The organism is Bradyrhizobium sp. HKCCYLR20261 (assembly GCF_051168435.1).
Lineage (GTDB): Bacteria > Pseudomonadota > Alphaproteobacteria > Rhizobiales > Xanthobacteraceae > Bradyrhizobium.
In genome coordinates this window covers 16,688-40,292 of the sequence record NZ_JBNPUZ010000025.1, presented here as the reverse complement: position 1 = coordinate 40,292, position 23,605 = coordinate 16,688, and the positions used below count along the sequence as shown (strand labels likewise).

Genomic DNA, 23,605 nt, shown 5'->3' with positions numbered 1-23,605 from the left:
GGTTGAGACCTTCATACGCAGGAGCGGGGTCATCGCAGTTTCGGGTTGAGCGCGTCGCGCAGCCAGTCGCCGAGCAGGTTGATCGACAGGATCAGCCCGGCCAGCGCGATGCCGGGGAAGGCGACGATCCACCATTCACCGGCGAACAGATAGTTGTTGCCGATGCGGATCAGGGTGCCGAGCGAGGGCATCGTCTCCGGCATGCCGGAACCGAGGAACGACAAGGTCGCCTCGGTGATGATCGCGAGCGCAAGATTGATGGTCGCGATGACCAGCACCGGGCCTGTCGTGTTGGGCAGCACGTGGCGCAGCATGATGACCGGCGCCGGCAGGCCGATCAGTTGCGCTGCCGCGACGTAGTCCTTGTTCTTCTCGACCATCACGGAGCTGCGCACCGTGCGCGCATATTGCACCCAGAAGGAGAGGCCGATGGCGAACACGAGAACGCCCAGCATGCTCAGCCATTCCAGGTGATTGCCGGAGACCGACTTGGCGATGCCGTTGACCAGCAGCGCGATCAGGATCGGCGGGAAGGTGAGCTGCACGTCGGCGATGCGCATGATCACGGTGTCGACGCGGCCGCCGAAATAGCCGGCGACGAGACCGAGCGTAATGCCGAGCGCGCCGGAGAACACGACGCCGAGAATGCCCACCAGCAGCGAGATGCGCAGGCCGTAGAGGATGGCCGAGAGCACGTCGCGGCCCTGCTCGTCGGTGCCGAGCAGGAACGGGCTCTGCCCGTCGGCGGTCCATAGCGGCGAGATGCGCGAGTTCAGCAGCTGCAGCTGCGCGGGATCGAACGGGTTCTGCGGCGACAGCAGCGGCGCGAAGATCGCGAGCAGGAAGAACACGAGCGTGATCACGGCCGCCGCCACGGTGAGCTTGGAGCGCCGGAACGAATAGAACAGGTCGCTGGCGAGCGCGCGCTTCAGCCAGCCATCCGCGGCTCCGTGCGGCGCTTCGGTGGGGGCGGGGTGGGGCAGGGCTGCGTCGCTCATGATCATGCCGGACGGCTGATGGTCGCGCGCAGGCGCGGATCGACCACGGTATAGAGGATATCAACCACGAGATTGATGGTGACGAAGATCAGCGACACCATCATCAGATAGGCCGCCATGATCGGGATGTCGACATTCTGCACCGCCTGCACGAACAAGAGGCCCATGCCCGGCCATTGGAACACCTGCTCGGTGATGATGGAGAAGGCGATGACCGAGCCGAACTGCAGGCCGACCACGGTGATGACCGGCACTAGGGTGTTGCGCAGGGCGTGGCCAAAATGGATGGCGCGGGTGGTGAGGCCGCGGGCGCGGGCGAAGCGGATGTAGTCGGTGCGCAGCACCTCCAGCATCTCGGCGCGCACCAGCCGCATGATCAGGGTCATCTGGAACAGGCCGAGCGTGATCGAGGGCATGATCAGCGCTTTCCAGCCCGACAATGTGAACAGGCCGCTGCTCCACCAGCCGAGCTTGACGACGTCCCCGCGGCCGAACGAGGGCAGCCAGCCGAGCGTCACCGAGAACAGGTAGATCAAGAGGATGCCGATCAGGAAGGTCGGAAGTGAGATGCCGATCAGCGACACCATCTGGAACAGCTTGGCCAGCAGCGAGTCCCGGCGCAGGGCCGAGAACACGCCCATGAGGATGCCGAAGAAGAGTGACAGGATGGTCGCGCAGATCGCAAGCTCCAGCGTCGCGGGCATCCGCTCCTTGAGGAGATCCGAGACCGGCTGCCGGAACTGGTAGGACACGCCGAACTTGAACTGGGCCGCATTGTAGAGATAGCGGCCGAACTGCACGATGAAAGGATCGTCCAGACCCAGGGATTCGCGGATGCTGGCGCGCTCCGCCGCCGAGGCATCGATGGCGACCAGCTGGTTCACCGGGTCGCCGGCGAAGCGGAACATGGCGAACGAGATGATTCCGACGGCGATCATCACGCCGATGGCCTGGATCGCTCGGCGAAGCGCGAAGGCGAGCATCTGACCCTTTCAGGACTTGCGAGACGCGGCGGCGGGTAGCACCTGCCGCAGGAAATGAAAAGTCCCGAAAAGCAGTTCTGCTTTCCGGGACTTTGGCGTGCGGTATCGACTACTCGGTCTTGGTGGCGAGGAACAGCAGCACGGCGTTGTCGGCGCGCAGCGGGATCTTCACCTTCTTCGAGACGCCCCAGGCGACGGCCTGCTGGTGCAGCGGGATGTAGCCGTAGTCCTTGATGCCGATCTCGAACGCCTGCTTGATCAGCTGATTGCGCTTGGCGGTGTCGGTCTCGACCAGCACCTTGTCGGTCAGCGCGTCGAACTCCTTGTTGCAGTAGTTGCCGAGATTGGCTTCACCGCGGGTCGGATCCTTGGGGTCCTCGCGGCAGCCCATGATGTCGTGCATCACGTTGTGCGCGTCCATCGAGGAGGGGGTCCAGCCGAGCAGGAAGAACGAGGTGTTGTAGCCGCCCGGCTTCAGCACCTTGGCGAAGTACTGCGCCTTGGGCTGCGCGTTCAGGCTCACCTTGACGCCGATGCGGGCGAGCATGCCGACGACGGCCTGGCAGATCGCGGCGTCGTTAACGTAGCGATCGTTGGGGCAGTCCATCGTCACCTCGAAGCCGTCGGGATAGCCGGCTTCGGTCAGGAGCTTCTTGGCGGCGTCGGGATCGTATTTCGGCCGCGTGAACTCCTTGGACAGCGGGAACAGCTCGGGGGCGATCATGAGCGCCGACGGCGTCGACAGGCCGCGCATGACGCGGGTCTTGATCAGCTCGACGTCGACAGCCTTGTAGAAGGCCTCGCGGACGCGGACGTCCTTGAACGGGTTCTTGCCCTTGATGTTCGAGTACAAGAGCTCGTCGCGGGTCTGGTCCATGCCGAGGAAGATGGTGCGCAGCTCCGGTCCCTTCAGGACCTGCGCGTTCGGGCTGGAATCGACGCGGCCGATGTCCTGCACGGGAACCGGCTCGATGATGTCGACCTCGCCCGACAACAGCGCGGCGACGCGCGTGGCGTCGGAGGAGATGGTGGTGAACACGATCTCCTTCAGATTATGCTCGGGCTTGCCCCACCAGTTCGGATTGACCTTGAACACGGTCTTCACGCCCGGCTGATGGCTCTCGATGATGAAGGGGCCGGTGCCGTTCTCGTGCAGCGCGGCGTAGCTCGGCGTAGTTGCCGACACCGGCGTCGGCGCGACGGAGTTGTTCTCCTCGCACCACTTCTTGCTCATGATGTACCACGTGTCCCACTGCGAGATCAGGATGGGATTGGGCGCATCGAGCTTCACGTCGACGGTGTAGTCGTCGACCTTGATGAATTTCGCGTCGGGTGGAACGTTCGACAGGAAGTTCGAGCCGGTGGCGCGGACGCGTTCGGCGGAGAAGATCACGTCGTCGGCGGTGAAGGGTTCACCGTTGTGGAACTTGACGCCCTTGCGCAGGTGGAAGCGCCAGCGGGTCGGCTCGGGCGTCTCCCAGCTCTCGGCCAGCGCGGGGATGATCTTGAGATCCTTGTCGCGCGCGGTGAGCCCCTCATAGACGTGGGCGTGGTGCGCAATCGTGGTCGATTCCTTGAAGGTGTAGGGATCGAGCGACTTCAGAGTGCCCTGGTTGGCATAGCGCAGGGTCTGGGCCGAAGCCGGCATGACGGCGAGGCCGAATGCCACCGCCGCCGCGATGAGCAGGGATTTGCGTCCCGACATATGTCCAAATTCTCCGCGTTTGACGCTTGTTTTCGCGGCAGGCGCGATTGATCCGGCCTGCCTTGCTTGAAGTTCTTGACTCGAAGTTCGTGAAGTCTGCAGCGCCTCTTGCACGAACTTCAAGAAACAACAAGACGCCGGGCGATATGCTTGCAAGTCTGATGCCGCACCGGAACGGAGCGATCCGGAGACTGTCGGCTGGCGGTGCGCCGTATGACCAGCGGCACATCGATGGAATCATGTTGCCAGAGTTCATCGGCGGCACACAAGTGCAGTTTGTTTAAGCCTAAACGATATGGTTATGGGCTGGCGCCGCTGTGCAGCGCACGCGGCGACCCGGTCGCGACACGGCGGCGCCTGGATTGACCATCTCCCGGGAATTGCGCACCTGCAGCAACGCGCCGCTTGCTAGAGGGGGGCTCGCGCGGTGATACTGTACGCCTGACCTGCCGAGTCCGGGACACCTTGCGGTACCGGGACATGGCGGGAGACGGTGTGGGCGTCGTTTGAACAGCGCGGAGCGGATATGAAAGTCAATATCGAGATCGATTGCACCCCGCTCGAGGCGCGGCAGTTTTTCGGACTTCCCGATGTCGGTCCGATGCAGTCGGCGGTGATGGACCGGCTGCAGCACCAGATGACCAGCAATATCGACAAGCTGACGCCGGAGGCGATCATGCAGAGCTGGTTCACCTTCGATCCGCGCCTGGCTGAGCGGTTTCAGGACCTGATGCTGACCATGACGGGCCTCGGCGGCAGCCGGTCGAGCGACAAGAAGTCGGCCTGACCGAAAGCGGTCCTCGGCGACATCAGCGCGGAACTCGCGGGGCGAGGCGCGCCACACCAGCAGGCTCGGAGCAAGCCTCCTTGCCGTCGTCAGACTGGCCAGCATAGGCCGGCTGACCCATTCAGGGAGGTTGCATGAGCGATCCGATTGGGATGCCGCCGCTGCAATTCGCGCAGACGAACGGCATACGGATGGGATTCTACGAGGCGGGCCCGGCGACGGATCGGCCGCCGATGATCCTCTGCCATGGCTGGCCGGAACTGGCCTTCTCCTGGCGGCACCAGATCAAGGCGCTGGCGGATGCCGGCATCCGCGTCATTGCGCCGGACCAGCGCGGCTATGGCGCCACCGACCGGCCGGAGCCAGTCGAGGCCTATGATCTCGAACATCTCACCGCGGACCTCGTCGGACTGCTGGATCATCTCGCAATCGACAAGGCGATCTTCGTCGGCCACGACTGGGGCGGCTTCGTCGTCTGGCAGATGCCGCTGCGCCATCCGGATCGCGTCGCCGGCGTGGTGGGCATCAACACGCCGCATCTGCCGCGCGCGCCCGCCGATCCGATTGCCATCATGCGCAAGCGTTTCGGCGACATGATGTACATCGTGCAGTTCCAGGATCCCGCGCGCGAGCCCGACCGGATCTTTGGCAGCCGCGTCGAGCAGACCTTCGACGCCTTCATGCGCAAGCCGCTGCCGCGCAACGATCCTCCATCGACCGAGCCGCCGGCCGGCGGGATCGCGGCGTCGCCCTCGCTCAATCTGGCGTTCCCCCAGATGATCGCGGCCTATGACCCCGCCCAGGATAAGCGGCGGCCAATCCTGTCAGATGACGAGAAGCAGGTGTTCGTCGAGACGTTCTCGCACACCGGCTTCACGGGCGGCATCAACTGGTATCGCAACATGACCCGCAACTGGCTGCGATCGGAAGAACTCGACCACACCGTGCGGGTGCCGTCGCTGATGATCATGGCCGAGAACGACGCCGTGCTGCCGCCCTCGGCGGCTGACGGAATGGAGAAGCTGGTGCCGGACCTCGAGAAGCACCTCGTCCGCGACAGCGGCCATTGGACGCAGCAGGAGCAGCCCGAAGAGGTCAGCGCCAAGCTGATCGAATGGCGAAGGCGTAGGTTCGGGTAGGGCAGGGCGGTTCGTTGTCAGACGGACGGCGGGAAAGCCGCCAAGCAATTGGCGACAGCCGAGCCAAACAACCGGTGTCATCCCGGACAAGCCTGCCGACGCAACGCATCGGCGGGCACCGATCCGGGATCCAGAGCCACCGTCCCTGATTTCCGAAGCGGGCTGGAGCCACAGCGCGTCGCAATCACCACCGCCGGTGGCTATGGGTCCCGGCTTTCGCCGGGACGACAGCTGAGCGCTTGGCGGGCAGCTTGTCCCAGACCCTTCGCGCAGCCCCACGACCCTTCGCGCTGATGCTACGCCGCCTGCGCGTTCGCGCCATGTGCGTGTTCGGTGATCGCATCGATAATCTGAGGCCATGTCGGCGTCGGGATGGCGTGGCCCATCTGGTCGATCATCAGCAGCCTGGCATTGGGAACCGACTCCGCGGTGTCCTTGCCCGCCGTGTGATGCACCAGCGGATCGACCCTGCCGTGGATCACCAGCGTGGGCGCTGTGACGCTGTGCAGCCGCGGCTTGCGGCTGCCGGAGGCGAGGATCGCGCGCAGCTGGCGGCCGACGCCGGCGGGGCTGGGGCCACGGGCGAAACAGCGCTCCGCCAACTCGACGTCGCGGGCCTCGTCCTCGGGGAACGAGCCGGCGCGCAGCACCTTCCAGGTCTTGAGGAAGCGCCTGATGTATTCGTCCTTCGTCCGGGGCGGCGGCGCCATCAGCAGCATCGCGACCTCGCGGGTCGGCGGTGGAAGGCGCGGATTGCCGGTGGTCGACATGATCGAGGTCAGCGAGCGCACGCGATGCGGGAAGCTGATCGCGATCTCCTGCGCGATCATGCCGCCCATGGACGCGCCGACCAGATGCGCCGACTTGATGTCGAGCGCGTCCATCAGCCCGGCCGTGTCCTTGGCCATGTCGAGAAGCTTGTAGGGCGCTGACACCGGGATGTTGAAGAAGCGCAGCTTGAGCAGCTCGAACGGAGTCAGGCGACGCCCGCCATGCAGCTTGCTGGATTGCCCGACGTCGCGATTGTCGAAACGGATGACATGGAAACCGCGGTTTGCGAGCTGTTCGCAGAACTCGTCGTACCAGATGACCATCTGGCCGCCCAAGCCCATAATCAGCAGCAGCGGGGGCGCCGTGGGATCGCCGAAGGTTTCGTAGCAGATGTCGATACCGTTGGCGCGCGCGATCTGCGGCGGCTGATGAGCGGTGATAGTCACAGGAATCCTCTTTCAGGGCCAACGGGTCTTCTATGCCACGGTTCCGCTGAGGGAGAGAAGCAGACCGCGTCTCCCGCATTGCAACGTAACCGTGCTATGAGAGGTTGTGCTTTGAGTCTCCGCGTGGCCTGAAGGAGTGTGCCGATGACCAACAAATCCGGCGACCCGATCGCGTTCTGGCAGCAGATGGTCGGTGAGATGCAGAAGAGCTTCACGGCCTTCACACGATTGCGTCCGATGGGCGCGGCGACCGGCACCTCCAATGATCCCGCAACTTCTGGAAACGGACAGAAGCCCATGGCCGATCTGATGGAAAACTACTTTGCCGGCATGAATGTGCCGAGTCGTGGCCAGCTCACCGCCTTGAGCGAGCGGCTGACCTCGATCGAGAGCGAGCTGGCGGAGACGCGGGCGCTGCTGAAGGAGTTGCTGGCCGCGACCAAGGTGCCGGCACCGACGGTGAAGCCTGCCCCCGATCTCGCCCCGCAGTTGAGCGAGATCAAGGGTTTGCTCGACGTGCTGGTCGCGACGTCCAAGGTCCCGCCGTCCGTCGCCCCGGCGCCGGTGGACGTCACGCCCGAACTCCACGAGATCAAGGCTTTGCTGGGCGAGCTTGTTGCCGCATCCAAGGCACCTCGGCCGGACGTGAAACCGCCCGTCGATCTCACGCCCCAGTTGAGCGAGATCAAGGCGCTGCTCGACCAACTTCTGAACGGTGCGCCGGCGCAGGAACCTGCGGCCGCTGCCTCGATCGAGGTGGAGTTGCGCGAGATCCGGTCGGCGCTCGATGTGCTGGTGAAGCAGACCCGGCATGCGGGGGAGGGGGCCGAAGCGACTGAGGTTCCGCCTCCGACCGAGGTTCCGCCTAAAACCGAGGCTCCTGCGTCGGCCGAAGCCGCCCCGAAAGCCGCCGAGCCGGTTCGCCACGGCAAGTCGCGCAACAAGAAGCACGGCGGCGGCTGAGCCGCATTCCCTATCCTCCCGCAATGGTGCACTGCAACATAAGTGTTGCGATGCACCATTTTTGTGGTATGGTTGAGTTACTCCGGTTTTCTTAGGGACGGAGCGAGAGCCATAGCTCAGACGAGGATGGAGACGACCATGACCACCGAGACCAACAAAGTGTTCGAGACCGTCAAGGATGCCTTCGCGCCGATGACGGACGCGCTGAAGAACCTGCAGACGATGGAAGTGCCGGAATCCGCGCGGGAGTTCGTCAAGAAGACCGCGTCGACCGCCAAGGAGCGCGCTGCGGAGGCCCTCGCCGGCTCCGAGAAGGTGACCTCGGCGATCGAGACCGCCGTGTTCGACGGCGTGACCGAGGCCGGCAAGATCAGCCGCAACATCCAGCAGGCGCTGTACCAGGACACCGAGGCGTTCTTCGACGGCCTTGACAAGCTGGCATCGGCCAAGTCGATCAGCGAAGCCGTTGCGATCCAGGGTGAGCTGGCCCGTGCCCGCGGCGAGGCGCTCGTCGCCCGCGCCAAGTCGACCAGCGAGTATGTCGGCAAGCTGGTCACCGAGGGTGCCAAGGTTGCCCAGGAAAACATGGCCAAGGCCTACAACAAGACCGCCTAATCGCGCCTCACGCGTCAGTGGAACGATCTTCAAGGCCCGCCTCTCGCGGGCCTTTTCTTTTGTGGTGAGGCGAAACCGGCTAAAGCCATGGCCATGCCGCAGCCGCTGTCCCGCATCGTCAACGAGCTGAAGAGCGAGCCGTCGCGCACGGGCTCGCTGATCATCACCGTGTTCGGCGACGCCATCGTGCCGCGCGGCGGCAGCGTCTGGCTGGGCAGCCTGCTCGCCTTCTTCGAGGGGCTCGCGATCGACGGCAGTGTCGTGCGCACGGCGATGTCGCGGCTGACCGCGGAGGGCTGGTTCGAGCGGACGAAGAGCGGCCGCAACAGCTTCTATCGCCTGACCCGGCGCGGCGAGCAGACCTTCGCCGGCGCCACCCGGCACATCTACGATGCGCCGCCGGCCGAATGGAACGGCAGCTTCGAGCTGGTGCTGATTGGCAGTGCCGACGACCGCGAGCAGGCGCGCACCGCGCTGCGCGACGCCGGCTTCGGCAGTCCGCTGCCCGGCGTGTTCGTGGCGCCATCGAGCATCGCCGTGCCCGACGCGGTGGAGGGCGCGATCCGCCTGCAGGCGTCCGCCGGCTCGGAGATGGCGCGGCGCCTGGTGGCGGAGAGCTGGGCGTTGGAACGGACGGCAGAAGCCTATCGCAAGTTCAGCGCCTCCTTTGCGCCGCTCAAGGCCAGCATCGAGCGCGGCGAGGCGCTTTCGGATGGCCAGGCCTTCACCGCCCGCATCCTGCTGATCCACCACTACCGCCGCATCGTGCTGCGCGATCCGCTGCTGCCGGCGGAACTGCTGCCCGGGGACTGGCCGGGGCGGCAGGCGCGGGCGCTGTGCGGCGAAATCTACCGGCTGCTGCTGCCCGGCGCCGAGCGCTGGCTTGATGCCCATGCGATCAACGAGGACGGGTCGCTGCCGGCGGCGGATGTGGCGCTGACGCGGCGGTTCACCGACACGGATGAGGCGCGTTGATATATTACGGAATTCGATTGCATTGCTCAAATTTTGTAATATGTTGGCGGCAACCAAGTCCTGGGAGGACGCCGCCGCATGTATACGCAGGCGCTTAACTCGCCCGAGGAGGGCAGCCACGCCGAGGACGCCGTGCGCGCCCAACGCTTTCAGGCCCGCATTGATGCCGAGGAGCGCATCGAGCCCAACGACTGGATGCCGGCGGCCTATCGCAAGACGCTGGTCCGGCAGATCTCCCAGCACGCCCATTCCGAAATCGTCGGCATGCTGCCCGAGGGCAACTGGATCACGCGCGCGCCGAGCCTGCGCCGCAAGGCGGCGCTGCTCGCCAAGGTCCAGGACGAATGCGGCCACGGGCTCTATCTCTACGCCGCCGCAGAGACGCTCGGCGCCTCCCGCGAGGAGCTGGTCGACGCGATGCTGGCCGGCAAGGCCAAGTACTCCTCGATCTTCAACTACCCGACACTGACCTGGGCGGATATCGGCGTGATCGGCTGGCTGGTCGACGGCGCCGCGATCATGAACCAGATCCCGCTCTGCCGCTGCTCCTACGGCCCTTACGCGCGCGCGATGATCCGCGTCTGCAAGGAGGAGTCGTTCCACCAGCGCCAGGGCTACGAGATCATGCTGACCTTGTGCCGCGGCACGGCCGAGCAGAAGGCGATGGCGCAGGATGCGCTGAACCGCTGGTGGTGGCCGGTGCTGATGATGTTCGGTCCGCCGGATCAGGCGAGCCAGCACAGCGACACGTCGACGAAATGGAAGATCAAGCGCTTCTCGAATGACGAGCTGCGCCAGAAGTTCATCGATGCCACTGTGCCGCAGGCGCAGTATCTCGGGCTGACGATGCCTGATCCTGAGATGACGCAGGACGAGCAGGGCCACTGGCGGCACGGTCCGATCGACTGGAACGAGTTCAAGCAGGTGCTCGCCGGCAACGGGCCGTGCAATCGCGATCGGCTGGCGGCGCGCCGTAAGGCGCATGCCGACGGCGCATGGGTGCGCGAGGCGGCCGCGGCCTATGCCGAGAAGCGTGCGCGACGCCACATGGCGCAGGCCGCCGAATAGAACAGGGAGAGCGAGATGGCGACGCCAAACACGCCGTTGTGGGAGGTCTTCATCCGCAGCCGCAACGGGCTTGCGCACAAGCATTGCGGCTCGCTGCATGCGCCCGACGCCACCATGGCGCTGCAGGCCGCGCGCGACCTCTACACGCGTCGCGGCGAAGGTCTGTCGATCTGGGTGGTGCCGTCGAGCGCGATCACCGCGTCCGATCCCGCCGACAAGGGCATGATGTTCGAGCCGGCTGAGACGAAGATCTATCGTCATCCGACGTTCTATGAGGTGCCCGAGGAAGTCGGGCATATGTGAGTGCGCACGGCTGCCAGCCGTCGTCATTGCGAGCGCAGCGAAGCAATCCAGACTGCCTGCTCGGATGTATTCCTGGATTGCTTCGCTGCGCTCGCAATGACGGAGGTCGTAGCGAGCTGACCGGATCTCAACCATGACCGTACCCTCGATCACCGTTTCCGAAACGCCGCTGGTGCTCTACACCTTGCGTCGCGCCGATGATGCGCTGATCCTCGGCCATCGCCTGTCCGAATGGTGCGGCCACGCGCCCATGCTCGAGGAGGACATGGCGCTGTCCAACATGGCGCTCGATCTGATCGGCCAGGCGCGCGAGCTCTATGGCTACGCGGCGAAGGTCGAGGGCCGCGACAATGACGAGGACAAGCTCGCTTATCTTCGCGACGTCAGGCAGTACCGCAACCTGCTGCTGGTCGAGCGGCCCAACGGTGATTTCGCGCAGACGATGGTGCGGCAGCTGTTCTATGCCGCGTTTGCCGATCTGTATTGGCGCGGCATGATGGGCTCGACCGATGCGACCTTGGCGGCGATCGCCGCCAAGTCGGAGAAGGAGTTCGCCTATCATCTGCGCCACGCCAGCGAATGGGTGATCCGGTTGGGCGATGGCACCGACGAGAGCCATGCCCGCGCGCAAGGAGCGGTTGACGATCTCTGGGCGTATACTGGCGAGATGTTCAGCGTCGATGAGACCGAGCGCGGCCTGATCGATGCCGGCATCGCGATCGATCCGACGATGCTGCTGCCGGAATGGCTCTCGATCGTCTCGCATGTCGCGCGCGAGGCGACGCTCGTGCTGCCCGAGAACGACTGGATGCAGCAGGGCGGCCGCGATGGCCGCCACAGCGAGCATCTCGGCCATCTCCTCAGCGAGCTGCAATACATGCAGCGCAGCTTCCCCGGTGCGACGTGGTAGTCGCCGACACCAGCCCGGCCGAACTGCGCCAGCGCGCCTGGGAGGCGGCGGCGGCGGTGGCCGATCCGGAAATTCCGGTGCTGACGATCGACGATCTCGGCGTGCTGCGCGCGGTCGAGGTGGTTGGCGATCGCGTCGAGGTCGCGATCACGCCGACCTATTCCGGCTGCCCGGCGATGAACATGATCGCGCTGGAGATCGAGCTGGCGCTGGAGCGCGCCGGCTTTCGCGATGCCAGCGTCCGTACTGTGCTGTCGCCGGCGTGGACGACGGATTGGATGAGCGAGGAGGGCCGCCGCAAGCTGCGCGCCTACGGCATCGCGCCGCCGCAGCCGTCGAGCGGACGCCGCGCGCTGTTCGGCGTCGCCGAGGTGGCTTGCCCGCAATGCGGCTCGGTCGATACCGAGCAGTTGGCCGAATTCGGCTCGACGTCCTGCAAGGCGTTGTGGCGCTGCAAATCGTGCCGCGAGCCGTTCGATTATTTCAAGTGCCACTGATGCAGCCACAGCCGTCATCGCGAGCGCAGCGACGCGATCCAGGGGCACGCCCGGAGCCCTGGATTGCTTTGTCGCTTCGCTCCTCGCAATGACGGGAGGATAGGTTCGATGTCGACCACGCCACGCTTTCATCGTCTCGCCGTCCGTGACCTGCGCCGCGAGGCGCCGGATGCGGTGTCGCTGACCTTCGCCATTCCTGATGAGCTGGCGACGGACTATCAGTTCGCGCCCGGGCAATATCTCACGCTGAAGACCACGCTCGGCGGCGAGGAGGTTCGTCGCTCCTATTCGATCTGCTCCGGCCCCGATGACGACGAGATCCGCATCGCCGTGAAGCGCGTCGATGGCGGTGCGTTCTCCAGCTTCGTCACCGACGAGTTGAAGCGCGGCGACGAGATTGACGTGATGACGCCGACCGGCCGCTTTGGCGTGGCGCTCGATCCGGCGGCGGCGCGGACCCATGTCGGCTTCGCGGCGGGATCGGGCATCACGCCGATCCTGTCGATCGTGAAGGCCGTGCTCGCGCGCGAGCCGGACAGCCGCTTCTTCCTGTTCTACGGCAACCGCACCACGGCGGGCATGCTGTTTCGCGAGCAGCTCGAGGAGCTGAAGGACCGTTTCCTGAACCGCTTCTCGGTGTTCCACGTCATCTCCGGCGAGGAACAGGATCTGCCGATCCTGCACGGCCGTCTCGACGGCGAGAAGGTGCGCCTGTTGTTGCACTCGCTGGTGCCGGCCGAAACCGTCGATCACGTCTTCATCTGCGGTCCCACCGGCATGAGCGAGGGCATCGAGGCCGCCTGCCGCGCGCTCGGCATTGCCGACGACCGCGTCCACATCGAGCGTTTCGTCTCCGGCGCCGGCGGCAAGCCGCGGCCGAAGCTGATCGTTCCCGACTCGGCGCCGCCGAAGGCGATCGCCGCCCTGATCATCGACGGCAAGCGCCGCGAGGTCCCGGTCGCCGAGGGCGAGGCCATCCTGGACGCCGCGCTCCGCGCCGGCGTCGATCTGCCGTTCGCCTGCAAGGGCGGCATGTGCTCCACCTGCCGCGCCAAGCTCTCCGAGGGCAAGGCCGAGATGGAGCTGAACTATTCGCTCGAGCCGTGGGAATTGCAGGCCGGCTTCGTGCTGACCTGCCAGGCCAAGCCGGTGACGGAGCGGGTGGTGGTGGACTACGATCATATGTGAGAGGGTGCGCCACCACTGATACTCCTCACCCTGAGGAGCCCGCCAGAGGCGGGCGTCTCGAAGGGCGAGGCCCGGATTGTGGCCTCATGGTTCGAGACGCGCCGCGCACGACCACTTGTGCAGAGTGGCTGCCTGATCGGCGCGGCGCTCCTCACCATGAGGGGCAACAGCAGGCGGCACTGCACACCGACCATGAACATGCCGAGAGGGGCGTGTTCATGGAGAGGGTTGAGACTGCGGCGCTCTGATCCATCACTCCATCGGCCTCTTATCCTTGATCCGCTTCGCCTTGCCCGCCGAGCGCTCCAGCGTATCGGGCGGCACCGCCTTCACCTTCGCCGTCACGCCGATCGTGTTCTTGATGTGGATCGAGATCCGCTCCGCGTGCTCGCTTAAGCCCGTCTCGTCCCAATGCTCCGGCCGCGACTCCGCGTAGATCGTCAGCTCGTCCATGCGGCCTTCGCGCGTCAGCTCGAGCAGGAAATGGCCGCCACACCATTCGGTGGTCAGCAGGATCTCCTCGATCTGCGACGGGAACAGGTTGACGCCGCGCAGGATGATCATGTCGTCGGAGCGGCCGGTGACCTTTTCCATCCGCCGCATGCCCGGTCGCGCCGTGCCCGGCAGCAGCCGCGTCAGGTCGCGGGTGCGGTAGCGGATGACGGGGAAGGCTTCCTTGGTCAGCGAGGTGAACACCAGCTCGCCCATCTCCCCGTCGGGCAGCACACGGCCGGTGTCGGGATCGACGATCTCCGGATAGAAATGATCCTCCCAGATGTGCAGCCCGTCCTTGGTTTCCAGGCATTCCTGCGCGACGCCGGGGCCGATCACTTCGGACAGGCCGTAGATGTCGGTGGCGTCCATCGCGAAGGCGTCCTCGATCTCGGCGCGCATCGCGTTGGTCCAGGGCTCGGCGCCGAAGATGCCGATCTTGAGCGAGCTCTGCCTGGGATCGAGCCCCTGGCGCTTAAACTCGTCGAGGATCGCCAGCATGTAGCTCGGCGTCACCGTGATGATCTCGGGGCGGAAATCGTTGATCAACTGCACCTGCCGCTCGGTCATGCCGCCGGAGATCGGCACCACGGTGCAGCCGAGCTCTTCGGCGCCGTAGTGGACGCCGAGGCCGCCGGTGAACAGGCCATAGCCATAGGCATTGTGGATGATCATGCCGCGGCGGCCGCCCGCGGCGCGGATCGAGCGCGCCATCACGGCCGACCAGGTCGCGATGTCCGTCTTGGTGTAGCCGACCACGATCGGCTTGCCGGTGGTCCCGGAGGAGGCGTGCACGCGCACCAGCTGCTCGCGCGGCACGGCGAACATGTTGAACGGATAGTTGTCGCGCAGGTCGGTCTTGACCGTGAAGGGAAATTTGGCGAGGTCGGCGAGCTCGCGGAAGTCCGAGGGATGCACGCCGGCCTTGTCGAACGCCTGCCGGTAATGGGCGACGTTGTCATAGGCGTGCTTCAGTGACCAGGCGAGGCGCCTGGTCTGCAGCGCCATGATCTCGTCGCGCGAGGCGCGCTCGGCCGCGTCCATCTCGGGCACGTAGCTGCCGGCCGATTGATGCTTGGTCATGGGTCAGGTCCTCCGGCGGATCAGCTTGCGGCCTCTTGCGTGCCGGCCGGCACCAGCGTGCCGCCGATGCTGCGGGAATGGCCGCGGAATTCTGCGATGATGGTCTCGCCCGCGGTGACGCGGACGTCGTAGATGCCGGAGCGGCCGCTGCGCGACACTTCGTGGGCGTGGGCGGTCAGGACATCGCCGAGCTTGCCCGGGCGGATGAAGCTGATGCTGCCTTGCGCCGCCACCGTGCGGTCATTGTGGGAATTGCAGGCGAACGCGAAGGCGGAATCCGCCAGCGTGAAGATGAAGCCGCCATGGGCGATGCCATGGCCGTTGACCATGTGCGGCTGGATCGTCATCCGCAGGGTCGCGCGGCCCGGACCGATCTCGACGATCTGCATGCCCAGCCCCTGGCTGGCGCGATCATCCTGCCACATCGCGTCTGCACAGGCCCGGGCGAGGGCATCGGGGGAGAGGGGCGCCGCTCCGCTCATCGGCCGGCCTCCGGCCGTGCGCAAGCCAAGACCGGCGCATGAGGATGCGCTTCTGAAACCACGGCGTTCTCTCCCGGTGATGCTTGTTGGAACAAGCATTCTGAACTAGTTAAGCGCGATATCGTGGCGAATATTCCGCGCGCGTCAAGCGAAAGCGAAGCTTGCGCAGCCCGTGTGCCGCCGCCCTTTTTCCGCAACCAGAAGGACTCCCGCGCGTGCCGGAAGCTGCTGATGTGGCCATCATGGCCGGCCTCGGGATTGGCCTCGTCTATGGCGTGGTCGGACTGCTCAGCGGCTTCTGCATGATGAGCAGCCTGCGCGGCTGGTGGGCGGACGGCGACGGTCGGCTGGTGCGCACCTACGCGCTGGCGATGGGCATCGCGGTGGTCGCCACGCAGCTGCTCGCGGCCAATGGCGCCGTCGACCTCGGCAAGTCGATCTATCTGCAGCCGACGTTCTCGCTGCCGTTGATGTTCGCCGGCGGCGTGCTGTTCGGCTACGGCATGGTGCTGGCCAATGGCTGCGGCTCGCGCGCGCTGGTGCTGCTGGGACGCGGCAATCTGCGCTCCTTCGTCGTTGTCACCGTGCTGGCGATCGCGGCGGAGATGACGCTGAAGGGCCTGATCGCGCCGCTGCGTATTGTGCTGCTGCAGGGCTCGCAGACCAATGCGACGGCGACGTCGCTGCCGGCGCTGCTCTCGATCGGTGGCCTGCACGGCGCACCGGCGCGGCTGCTGCCGGCGCTCGCGCTCGGTGGCGCGCTGCTCGTCTTCGCCTTTGCGCATGCACCGTTCCGGCGCGCGCCGGGGCAGATGCTCGCGGGCCTCATCGTCGGTCTGCTGATCGCCGGCGGCTGGTTTGCGACCGGATATCTCGGCGCTGATGATTTCAACCCTGTGCCGGTGGCATCCCTGACCTTCGTCGCGCCGATCGCCGATGCCCTGCAATATGTCATGCTGTCGACCGGCTCGACGGTGAATTTCGGCATCGCCACCGTGGCCGGCGTATTGGCCGGCAGTTTCGTGACCGCACTCGTCACGCGCCGCTTCAAGCTCGAAGGCTTTCACTCGCCGCAGCACATGCTGCGCTCGGCCGGCGGTGCCGCGCTGATGGGCATCGGCGGCGTGATGGCGCTGGGCTGCTCGGTCGGGCAGGGGCTCACCGGGCTCTCGACGCTGGCGCTGCCGTCGTTCGTCGCCATCGGCGGGATCTTCATCGGCACGGCGGTGGGCTTGCGTGGGGCGCTGCGCGTGAGGCCGTTGAAGATCGAACCGCAGCCGGCGCATTAGTTCAACTCCGTCGTCCCCACCGTCATTCCGGGGCAATCGTCGATGCGCGCTCGCGCAGCGGCGATTGAACCGGAATCTCGAGATGGTCAGACATGAACGCAAGACAATCTCGGGATTCCGGGTTCAAGGCCTTGCGGCCTTGCCCCGGAATGACGGTGAGTGGGACGCGGTCGAATGCTCACTCCGCCGCGCGGGTGACGATGCGGATCTCCGAGGTGAGCGTCCGGTGCACCGGGCATTTGTCGGCGATCTCCATCAGCTTCCTGCGTTGCTCCGGATCGAGCGCGCCGTCCATGTGGATCTCGCGCTCGAGCTGATCGATCAGCCCGACCTTGGTCTCGCATTCCGCGCAGTCCTCCGCATGAATCTTGCTGTGGCGGAGTGTCACGGTGATGCGGTCGAGCGGCAGGAACTTGCGATCGGCATAGAGCCGCATCGTCATCGAGGTGCAGGCGCCGAGCGCGGCGAGCAGCAAATCGTAGGGGCCGGGGCCGCTGTCCTGGCCGCCGACCGAGATTGGCTCGTCGGCGGTGAGATGATGCGGGCCGAGCGCGATGCTCTGCTGCAGCTTGCTGGAGCGGGTCTCGCGCACGACGACGTCGCGCGGACCATCTGTGGCGGCGGGCTCAGGTGTTGCCGGCGCGACATAGCGGCTCGCCCAGCTCGCGATCACCTCGGCGATGTAGGCGGCGTCCGTCTTGCTGCTGATCAGATGATCGGCGTGATCGAGCGAGATGAAGCTCTTCGGATGCTTGGCGGCGACGAAGATGTGCGTCGCATTGTCGATCCCGACGGTGTCATCGATGGGCGAGTGCATCACCAAGAGCGCCTTGTGCAGATGCTTGACCTTGTCGAGCAGGCGCTGCTCGGCGACGTCGTCGAGGAACGAGCTGCTGATGCGGAACGGACGGCCCGCCAGCGAGACCTCGGCCGAGCCGTCGCTGCGGATCGCCTCGAGGCTGTCCTTGAACATGCCGGTGACATGCGCCGGATCGGACGGAGCGGCGATCGTCACCACGGCCTTCGCATCCGGGATGTCGCTGGCGGCGGCCAGCACCGCGGCGCCGCCCAGGCTGTGGCCGATCAGGATCGAAGGCGCCTGCCGGGTCTCGCGCAGATGATCGGCGGCGCGGACGAGGTCGGCGACATTGGAGGAGAACGTCGTGTTGGCGAAATCGCCCTCGCTGGAGCCGAGGCCGGTGAAGTCGAAGCGCAGCACCGCGATGCCATGCGCCGTCAGCGCCATCGCGATGCGTCGGGCCGCATGCGTGTCCTTGCCGCAGGAGAAGCAATGCGCGAACAGCGCATAGGCGCGCGGCGACCCGTCGGGCATGTCGAGGGCCGCGGACAGTTTGTCGCCGCTTGCGCCGTCAAACTGGAAACGTTCGGTCGGCATGATGTGGTCCCCCCTCGTGTTGTCCACTTGCGGCGATGACGCCTCACATCCTGATATAGCAGATCGGGCCTGCATGTGTCGGTGCCCGGAAACGACCGGCACCTTTCGTGCGGCCCCTGGATTGCTTCGCTGCGCTCGCAATGACGGTCGTGGCGGGCAGCGGGTGCTCCACAAACTCCGTCATCGCGAGCGCAAGCGAAGCGATCCAGGGGCTCCGCCATCACGCGATGACGTCAGTAACGACACCCCGTGCTGCATCTGCATCGACCGCAGATATGATGATGCCGTCTCGCGGCCTGCGCGGCCCGAGTTGTGCGGATCGTCGCGCCTCTCACAAGCGAGAGGGCGCAGGGAAGGTCGGGAGCCTGCCGCCCCCATGGCCCGCCTGCGGAAAAAGTGCAGGCGGCAGGTACCACAGGTTCGGCCAAAGGACATCCCGGCCCTCCCTGCGCAATGGTTGGAACGGCTTATACGTGCTCTCTCCGGGGAACGGCTGTCTTGCCCCCGTCACCGCGATGCACGTCATGGCACCGCGATTTGACGCCAGCGCCGCGGCGTCAAGACCACACGATTTCGCCGTGCGCACCGGACCGTTCGTCCGCATGGAGACCCACGCTGCGACCCGTCGCGCCCACCGCATCCCGCGCTCCACGTCCGTGACGATCGCGATCCGTCCCTCTGCAACGAGGCGGGATGGCGGAGAGTAAATCACGATTTTCAGAAATGGTCAAGAGGGAGTTTGGGCAGGGCTTGCGCGCGCCTGTCTCCGCATCGTCATGGCCGGGCTTGTCCCGGCCATCCACGTCGCTCGGAGTGCTCGGACCGACGTGGATGCCCGGGACGAGCCCGGGCATGACGGAGTGACTCACTGACGGATCGTTCGTTGAGACAGCCCGTTATCTCTCCATGCGATTGATCTGCGGTCTGATTGACCGACAATATCGCACGCGAAGCGTCACTCCCGCTCAGGGATCAGCTCGATCACCTGTTCGCCGTTCCGGATCGCCGTCGGCAGGTCCTGGGCGACGAGATCGGAAATCCATCGGACCAGCGTCGGAAGGCCTTCCTCCTTCGCCAGCTTGCGAAGCGGGGGCAGGTCGCGCTCGTGCGCGGTGCCGACCTTGATGTTGAGGCGCTCATAGGGAATGTCGCCGTCGGGCGGCCGGTAGCGCGCGTCGAACAGTCGCCTTCCGTGGCTGCGCACGAGATGGATGCGGATGCCGCCGAGATCCTGCGCGGTCAGCGCGGCGAGGATGACGGAAGGCTTCAGCAGATACCCATAGCCCTTGGGAATCTTGCCGGTCTCTGAGGTGAACTCCATGCTGGGTCTCTGGCACGTTCGGATATGACGATCAGATCGTCAGCCTGCTGGTCATGACTGCGCCCTCTCCCCTTGTGGAAGAGGGCATGTAGGAAAGTGCTGCGGGCTCGGTTGGGTGAGGGGTATGCCGCGAGCGAGGTATTCGTTGAGAGAGACCCCTCACCCAATCGAGTGATTGGATAGGCCGGAGATGCCCTCTCCCACAAGGGGATAGGGCGCTGTATCGCGCAGCCGCTCTGGAATGTTAGCAGCGATTCGGCGAGTAGGGCGGGCAAAGCTGCGCGTGCCACCCTACGAGTCGGTTAGGCCCGTCACTCCGAATAGCGCTGCTCGGCCCAGGGATCGCCGCGGTTGTGATAGCCGCGGACTTCCCAATAGCCGGGCTTGTCGGCTTCGAGAAACTCGATGGCCTTCAGCCATTTCGCGCTCTTCCAGAAATACAGATGCGGCACGACGACGCGCACCGGGCCGCCATGCTCGCCGCTGATCGGCGCGCCGGACCAGCTGTGCGCGAGCAGGGCGTCCTCGGCGGCGAAATCCTCCAGCGTCAGATTGGTTGTGTAGCCGTCATAGGAATGCAGCACGACGAAATTGGCATTGTCGCGCGGCCGGCAGGCGGCGAGCAGGTCGCGTGTGGCGAGCCCCTCCCATTTATTGTCGTAGCGCGACCAGGTCGTGACGCAATGGATGTCGGAGACGAATTGACGCTGCTCCTGGGCGAGAAACGCGGTGAAGTCCCAGAACAGCGGATTTTCGACCGCGCCATAGACGTCGAGCCGCCAGTGCTCGCGCGTAATGGTCGGCGTCAGGCCGAGGTCGAGCACCGGCCAGTCGCGGGTCAGATGCTGGCCGGGCGGCAGGCGCTCATCCTCCGGCCGCACGATCCGGCCGGTCAGGAATTTGCCCTCGCGCGCCCAGCGCTCCTTGCTGCGGGTCAGCTTGCTCTCGGGCGGCAGCCCGGATTCGTCGGCCATCTCAGCACCTCGTCAGTCTGCGGGGATCATCCATGCAGGCTCATTCATGCCTGTGCATGGCGGACGCATGCTTGGTGTCGCGCATGGTCGCATAGATCAGCAGCGAGAGGAAGATGACGCCCGACAGGTAATAATAGAACCAGGTCTCGTGCCCGATGCTCTTGAAGTACAGCGCGATCGCAGGCGCGGTGCCGCCGAACAGCGACACGGTGATGGCGTAGGGCAGGCCGACGCCGAGCGCGCGGATGTTGGTGGGGAACAGCTCGGCCTTCACCACGGCGTTGATCGAGGTGTAGCCGGCGGTGAAGATCCACGCGCCGCAGATCAGCAGGAAGGCAATGAACGGCTCCTTGGTGCCCTTCAGCGCGGTCAGGATCGGAATCGTCGACAGCGTGCCGGCGATGCCGAAGAAGATCAGCAGCGGCTTGCGGCCGATGCGGTCGGAGATCGCGCCGTACAGCGGCTGTAGCACGCAGGCGAACAGCAGCGAGCCGAAGATCACCATCGTGGTCTGGTCCTCGGTCAGCCCGACCGACAGCTTCACGAAGGTCTGCATGTAGGTGGTGAAGGTGTAGAACGCCGCAGTGCCGCCGGCGGTGAGGCCGACGACGAGCAGGAGCTCGCGCGGATATCGGAACAGCGCGGCCATCGAGCTCGACGAACCCGCCTTCTTCTTGGCCTCCACGAAGGCTTCGGTCTCGTGCAGATTCCGCCGCATCACCGCGACGAAGATCGCAAGGCAGGCGCCGATGAAGAACGGGATGCGCCAGCCCCAGGCCTTCAACTCGTCGGTGGTCAGGAACACCTTCTGCAGCAGCAGGAGCACGATGATCGCGGTGAGCTGGCCGCCGATCAGGGTGACGTATTGGAAGCTCGAATAGAAGCCGCGATGCTTGGCGTCGGCGACCTCCGACAGATACGTAGCGCTGGCGCCATATTCGCCGCCGAGGCTGAGGCCCTCGATGACGCGGGCGAGCGCCAGGATAATCGGCGCGGCGATGCCGATCGTGGCATAGGTCGGCGTCACCGCGATGATCAGCGAGCCGAAGCACATGCAGAGCACGGAGACGGTCAGCGACAATCTGCGGCCATACTGGTCGGCGAGATAGCCGAACAGCCAGCCACCGAGCGGCCGCATCAGGAAGGTCGCGGCGAACACCACGGCGGCGTTGAGCTGCTCGACGACCGGGTCCTTCGAGGGAAAGAAGGCGGGTGCGAAATACAGCGCGAACGCGGTGTAGGCGTAGAAATCGTACCATTCGACGAGGTTGCCGGCGGAGCCGATCAGGATCGCCTTGATGCGGCGCTCGACGTCGGCGATCGACGTGGCGGGCTCTACGGCAGGCTCGATCGCCTGGTCTGTCATTTCCGGTCTCCGGGCAAGCATGATTTTCCGGCCCTTCTACGGAAGCCGCGGCTATTGCCAATATGGAATAAGGGCGGGGGTGGTATGTTCCTGATGGCGGAACTTTATGCGCCCGGAGGAATCGTGCGAAGGGGCCTCGCCCTTCGAGACGCCCGCCTTCGGCGGGCTCCTCAGGGTGAGGGGTGAGAGTCGTTGCGAAGATCGCAAGGGGGGAGCCGCCGGTCGCGCGGCTCTCTCTACGGGCGCTGCCTACTGCAATCCGCAGCGTCGACGTCGAACTCGACCCTCATGGTGAGGAGCGCCGAGGGCGCGTCTCGAACCATGAGGCCACCGTCCGGGCCTCACCCTTCGAGATGCTGCTGCGCGGCTCCTCAGGGTGAGGAGGTCAACATCACTTCGGCGCGCGGGGATCGATCGGGGTGGAACTGGCGACGCCGAGGACATCTTCCAGCACCTTGGCCCCCGCCAGCAGACCGGCGTCGTTGCGCGGGCGCGCGATCACCTGCAGGCCGACCGGCAGGCCGGAGGCGGTGAAGCCGCAGGGCAGCGACAGCGCCGGGCAGCAGGCCAGCGTAATGGCGTAGACGATGCCGAGCCATTGCACGTAGTTGTCGAATGTGTGCCCTGCGCATTCGGCAACGTAGCGGTTCTCGACCGGGAAGGGCGGCACGATCGTCGCGGGCGCCAGCAGCAGGTCATAGGTCGCGAAGAACTTCACCGCGCGCGCGGTGATGGCGACGCGCTGAGCCTCGGCGCGCGCGATCTGCGCGACCGTGAGCTTCAGGCCTTCCTCGATGTTCCAGATCACCTCGGGCTTGAGCAGGTCGCGCTTGGTGCGCAGCAGCTCCTGCTTGCTCATCGCGAAATCGAGCGCGCGCAGCACGTGGAAGCATTCATGCGCCTCGCTGAAATCCGGATGCGCCTCCTCGACGATGACGCCGAGCTCGGCGAAGCGCTGTGCCGCCTTGCGGGTCACGGCGATCACTTCGGGATCGACCGGCGTGATGCCGAGATCGGGTGAGTAGGCGATGCGCACCGGCTTCTTGCCCGAGCGGGCCGCCGCCAGGAACGAGGTCGCGGGCGAGGGCAGCGAGATCGGGTCGGCGGCGAGTTCGCCGCTCATCGCGTCGAGCAACAGCGCGAGGTCTTCGACGGTCCGGGCCATCGGGCCCTGGACGCCGAGGTTGCGGTCGACGGCGACCGCCGGCGTATGCGCGACGCGGCCGAAGCTCGGCCGCAGGCCGACGATGCCGCAGAAGCTCGCGGGGTTGCGCAGCGAGCCGCCCATGTCGGAGCCATGCGCCAGCCAAGCCATGCCGGTGGCGAGCGCGACCGCGGCGCCGCCGGAGGAGCCGGCGGCCGAACGGGACGTGTCCCAGGGATTGCGCGTCGCGCCGAACACCTCGTTGAAGGTGTTGGCGCCGGCGCCGAACTCCGGCGTGTTCGACTTGGCGTAGATCACGCCGCCATTGGCCTCGAGATGCTCGACCATGAGATCGGAGCGTTCCGGAATCCGGTCCTTGAAGATCGGCGAGCCCTGCGTCGTGAGCACGCCCGCGACATCGGTGAGATCCTTGATCGGCACAGGCAACCCTGCGAGCAGGCCGCGCTCACCGGCCGGCTTCTGCATCAGCGCCTTGGCATGATCACGGGCGCGATCGAAGCACAGGGTCGGCAGCGCATTGACCTTGTCGTCGACTGCCTTGATGCGCGCCTCCAGCGCGTCGAGGCAGTCGAGCGGGGTGACCTCGCCGGCCTTCAATTTGTCGACGACGGCGCAGGCGGTCTCGCGGATCAATCCCTGGTCGGCCAAAGCTTGGTTCTCCTGATTGGAAGCATCCCGGCGCCGTCTCC

The 23,605-nt window shown here is 65.7% G+C and carries 22 protein-coding genes; 11 read left to right on the top strand and 11 right to left on the bottom strand.

From position 1 onward, the window contains the following. Positions 1–29: 29 nt before the first annotated feature. The 3 genes from ACQR1L_RS32945 to ACQR1L_RS32935 form a co-directional block, all read right to left on the bottom strand. Positions 30–998, bottom strand: a complete 969-nt coding sequence (locus tag ACQR1L_RS32945; RefSeq protein WP_434862068.1) for an ABC transporter permease — start codon at positions 996–998, stop codon at positions 30–32. A 2-nt stretch (positions 999–1,000) separates the two neighbouring features. Continuing rightward, positions 1,001–1,981 carry an ABC transporter permease gene (locus tag ACQR1L_RS32940; protein ID WP_434862067.1) on the bottom strand — a complete coding sequence of 327 codons (981 nt, stop codon included), beginning with the start codon at positions 1,979–1,981 and terminating at the stop codon, positions 1,001–1,003. 109 nt (positions 1,982–2,090) lie between these two features. Beyond that, positions 2,091–3,686: an ABC transporter substrate-binding protein gene (locus tag ACQR1L_RS32935; RefSeq protein ID WP_434862066.1), complete on the bottom strand. Its 1,596-nt coding sequence runs from the start codon at positions 3,684–3,686 to the stop codon at positions 2,091–2,093. A 526-nt stretch (positions 3,687–4,212) separates the two neighbouring features. Between ACQR1L_RS32935 and ACQR1L_RS32930 the strand changes: the two genes are divergently transcribed. Further along, on the top strand, positions 4,213–4,473 hold the full coding sequence (locus tag ACQR1L_RS32930) for a DUF6489 family protein (RefSeq protein WP_006613360.1): 261 nt from the start codon (positions 4,213–4,215) through the stop codon (positions 4,471–4,473). Positions 4,474–4,607: 134 nt separating this feature from the next. Beyond that, positions 4,608–5,612 carry an alpha/beta fold hydrolase gene (locus tag ACQR1L_RS32925; protein ID WP_434862065.1) on the top strand — a complete coding sequence of 335 codons (1,005 nt, stop codon included), beginning with the start codon at positions 4,608–4,610 and terminating at the stop codon, positions 5,610–5,612. 296 nt (positions 5,613–5,908) lie between these two features. Here the strand turns inward: ACQR1L_RS32925 and ACQR1L_RS32920 are convergent, their stop codons facing one another. Continuing rightward, complete coding sequence (locus tag ACQR1L_RS32920; protein WP_434862064.1) at positions 5,909–6,829, bottom strand: alpha/beta fold hydrolase; 921 nt, start codon at positions 6,827–6,829, stop codon at positions 5,909–5,911. A gap of 144 nt (positions 6,830–6,973) precedes the next feature. Between ACQR1L_RS32920 and ACQR1L_RS32915 the strand changes: the two genes are divergently transcribed. The 8 genes from ACQR1L_RS32915 (at position 6,974) to paaE (ending at position 13,348) form a co-directional block, all read left to right on the top strand. Beyond that, positions 6,974–7,792 carry a hypothetical protein gene (locus ACQR1L_RS32915; protein ID WP_434862094.1) on the top strand — a complete coding sequence of 273 codons (819 nt, stop codon included), beginning with the start codon at positions 6,974–6,976 and terminating at the stop codon, positions 7,790–7,792. A 138-nt stretch (positions 7,793–7,930) separates the two neighbouring features. Continuing rightward, positions 7,931–8,407: a phasin gene (locus tag ACQR1L_RS32910; protein WP_257169208.1), complete on the top strand. Its 477-nt coding sequence runs from the start codon at positions 7,931–7,933 to the stop codon at positions 8,405–8,407. A 93-nt stretch (positions 8,408–8,500) separates the two neighbouring features. Then, entirely contained in the window at positions 8,501–9,382 is an 882-nt protein-coding gene (gene paaX / locus ACQR1L_RS32905; RefSeq protein ID WP_434862093.1) for a phenylacetic acid degradation operon negative regulatory protein PaaX, read from the top strand. A gap of 78 nt (positions 9,383–9,460) precedes the next feature. Beyond that, positions 9,461–10,450, top strand: a complete 990-nt coding sequence (gene paaA / locus ACQR1L_RS32900; protein WP_434862063.1) for a 1,2-phenylacetyl-CoA epoxidase subunit PaaA — start codon at positions 9,461–9,463, stop codon at positions 10,448–10,450. A 15-nt stretch (positions 10,451–10,465) separates the two neighbouring features. Then, positions 10,466–10,753 carry a 1,2-phenylacetyl-CoA epoxidase subunit PaaB gene (gene paaB / locus ACQR1L_RS32895; protein ID WP_006613353.1) on the top strand — a complete coding sequence of 96 codons (288 nt, stop codon included), beginning with the start codon at positions 10,466–10,468 and terminating at the stop codon, positions 10,751–10,753. 133 nt (positions 10,754–10,886) lie between these two features. Next, entirely contained in the window at positions 10,887–11,663 is a 777-nt protein-coding gene (gene paaC, locus ACQR1L_RS32890) for a 1,2-phenylacetyl-CoA epoxidase subunit PaaC (protein ID WP_434862062.1), read from the top strand. After that, positions 11,657–12,160 carry a 1,2-phenylacetyl-CoA epoxidase subunit PaaD gene (gene paaD, locus ACQR1L_RS32885; protein WP_434862061.1) on the top strand — a complete coding sequence of 168 codons (504 nt, stop codon included), beginning with the start codon at positions 11,657–11,659 and terminating at the stop codon, positions 12,158–12,160. Before paaC ends, paaD begins: the two co-directional genes overlap by 7 nt. 108 nt (positions 12,161–12,268) lie before the next feature. Next, positions 12,269–13,348 (top strand): 1,2-phenylacetyl-CoA epoxidase subunit PaaE, encoded by a 1,080-nt coding sequence (gene paaE, locus ACQR1L_RS32880; RefSeq protein ID WP_434862060.1) that lies wholly within the window; start codon positions 12,269–12,271, stop codon positions 13,346–13,348. 252 nt (positions 13,349–13,600) lie between these two features. On the opposite strand, the gene paaK is transcribed toward paaE, so the two are convergent. Next, entirely contained in the window at positions 13,601–14,923 is a 1,323-nt protein-coding gene (gene paaK / locus ACQR1L_RS32875; protein WP_434862059.1) for a phenylacetate--CoA ligase PaaK, read from the bottom strand. 20 nt (positions 14,924–14,943) lie between these two features. Next, positions 14,944–15,405, bottom strand: coding sequence for a hydroxyphenylacetyl-CoA thioesterase PaaI (gene paaI, locus ACQR1L_RS32870; protein WP_434862058.1), 462 nt, complete (start codon positions 15,403–15,405; stop codon positions 14,944–14,946). A gap of 242 nt (positions 15,406–15,647) precedes the next feature. Here paaI and ACQR1L_RS32865 point away from each other — a divergent pair, with 242 nt between their 5' ends. Next, positions 15,648–16,694 (top strand): YeeE/YedE family protein, encoded by a 1,047-nt coding sequence (locus tag ACQR1L_RS32865; RefSeq protein WP_434862092.1) that lies wholly within the window; start codon positions 15,648–15,650, stop codon positions 16,692–16,694. Between the two features lie 178 nt (positions 16,695–16,872). Here ACQR1L_RS32865 and ACQR1L_RS32860 read toward each other — a convergent pair whose 3' ends face one another. From ACQR1L_RS32860 to ACQR1L_RS32840, 5 genes are all read right to left on the bottom strand, one after another. Further along, on the bottom strand, positions 16,873–18,090 hold the full coding sequence (locus tag ACQR1L_RS32860; RefSeq protein WP_434862057.1) for a bifunctional alpha/beta hydrolase/OsmC family protein: 1,218 nt from the start codon (positions 18,088–18,090) through the stop codon (positions 16,873–16,875). 955 nt (positions 18,091–19,045) lie between these two features. Further along, entirely contained in the window at positions 19,046–19,411 is a 366-nt protein-coding gene (locus ACQR1L_RS32855) for a hypothetical protein (RefSeq protein WP_434862056.1), read from the bottom strand. A gap of 311 nt (positions 19,412–19,722) precedes the next feature. Then, the gene (locus ACQR1L_RS32850) at positions 19,723–20,385 is read right to left on the bottom strand and encodes a sulfite oxidase-like oxidoreductase (RefSeq protein ID WP_434862055.1); all 663 of its coding nucleotides are present in this window, start codon (positions 20,383–20,385) and stop codon (positions 19,723–19,725) included. Positions 20,386–20,425: 40 nt separating this feature from the next. Next, positions 20,426–21,751, bottom strand: a complete 1,326-nt coding sequence (locus ACQR1L_RS32845) for an MFS transporter (RefSeq protein WP_434862054.1) — start codon at positions 21,749–21,751, stop codon at positions 20,426–20,428. 391 nt (positions 21,752–22,142) lie between these two features. Further along, positions 22,143–23,564: an amidase gene (locus ACQR1L_RS32840; protein WP_434862053.1), complete on the bottom strand. Its 1,422-nt coding sequence runs from the start codon at positions 23,562–23,564 to the stop codon at positions 22,143–22,145. Positions 23,565–23,605 lie beyond the last annotated feature (41 nt).

What these genes read in the sequence shown, in the direction of transcription:
- ACQR1L_RS32945 (WP_434862068.1), bottom strand. Translation starts at nt 998, where the DNA reads ATGAGCGACGCAGCCCTGCCCCACCCCGCCCCCACCGAAGCGCCGCAC.
- ACQR1L_RS32940 (WP_434862067.1), bottom strand. Translation starts at nt 1,981, where the DNA reads ATGCTCGCCTTCGCGCTTCGCCGAGCGATCCAGGCCATCGGCGTGATG.
- ACQR1L_RS32935 (WP_434862066.1), bottom strand. Translation starts at nt 3,686, where the DNA reads ATGTCGGGACGCAAATCCCTGCTCATCGCGGCGGCGGTGGCATTCGGC.
- ACQR1L_RS32930 (WP_006613360.1), top strand. Translation starts at nt 4,213, where the DNA reads ATGAAAGTCAATATCGAGATCGATTGCACCCCGCTCGAGGCGCGGCAG.
- ACQR1L_RS32925 (WP_434862065.1), top strand. Translation starts at nt 4,608, where the DNA reads ATGAGCGATCCGATTGGGATGCCGCCGCTGCAATTCGCGCAGACGAAC.
- ACQR1L_RS32915 (WP_434862094.1), top strand. Translation starts at nt 6,974, where the DNA reads ATGACCAACAAATCCGGCGACCCGATCGCGTTCTGGCAGCAGATGGTC.
- ACQR1L_RS32910 (WP_257169208.1), top strand. Translation starts at nt 7,931, where the DNA reads ATGACCACCGAGACCAACAAAGTGTTCGAGACCGTCAAGGATGCCTTC.
- paaX (WP_434862093.1), top strand. Translation starts at nt 8,501, where the DNA reads ATGCCGCAGCCGCTGTCCCGCATCGTCAACGAGCTGAAGAGCGAGCCG.
- paaA (WP_434862063.1), top strand. Translation starts at nt 9,461, where the DNA reads ATGTATACGCAGGCGCTTAACTCGCCCGAGGAGGGCAGCCACGCCGAG.
- paaB (WP_006613353.1), top strand. Translation starts at nt 10,466, where the DNA reads ATGGCGACGCCAAACACGCCGTTGTGGGAGGTCTTCATCCGCAGCCGC.
- paaC (WP_434862062.1), top strand. Translation starts at nt 10,887, where the DNA reads ATGACCGTACCCTCGATCACCGTTTCCGAAACGCCGCTGGTGCTCTAC.
- paaE (WP_434862060.1), top strand. Translation starts at nt 12,269, where the DNA reads ATGTCGACCACGCCACGCTTTCATCGTCTCGCCGTCCGTGACCTGCGC.
- paaK (WP_434862059.1), bottom strand. Translation starts at nt 14,923, where the DNA reads ATGACCAAGCATCAATCGGCCGGCAGCTACGTGCCCGAGATGGACGCG.
- paaI (WP_434862058.1), bottom strand. Translation starts at nt 15,405, where the DNA reads ATGAGCGGAGCGGCGCCCCTCTCCCCCGATGCCCTCGCCCGGGCCTGT.
- ACQR1L_RS32865 (WP_434862092.1), top strand. Translation starts at nt 15,648, where the DNA reads ATGGCCGGCCTCGGGATTGGCCTCGTCTATGGCGTGGTCGGACTGCTC.
- ACQR1L_RS32860 (WP_434862057.1), bottom strand. Translation starts at nt 18,090, where the DNA reads ATGCCGACCGAACGTTTCCAGTTTGACGGCGCAAGCGGCGACAAACTG.
- ACQR1L_RS32855 (WP_434862056.1), bottom strand. Translation starts at nt 19,411, where the DNA reads ATGGAGTTCACCTCAGAGACCGGCAAGATTCCCAAGGGCTATGGGTAT.
- ACQR1L_RS32850 (WP_434862055.1), bottom strand. Translation starts at nt 20,385, where the DNA reads ATGGCCGACGAATCCGGGCTGCCGCCCGAGAGCAAGCTGACCCGCAGC.
- ACQR1L_RS32845 (WP_434862054.1), bottom strand. Translation starts at nt 21,751, where the DNA reads ATGACAGACCAGGCGATCGAGCCTGCCGTAGAGCCCGCCACGTCGATC.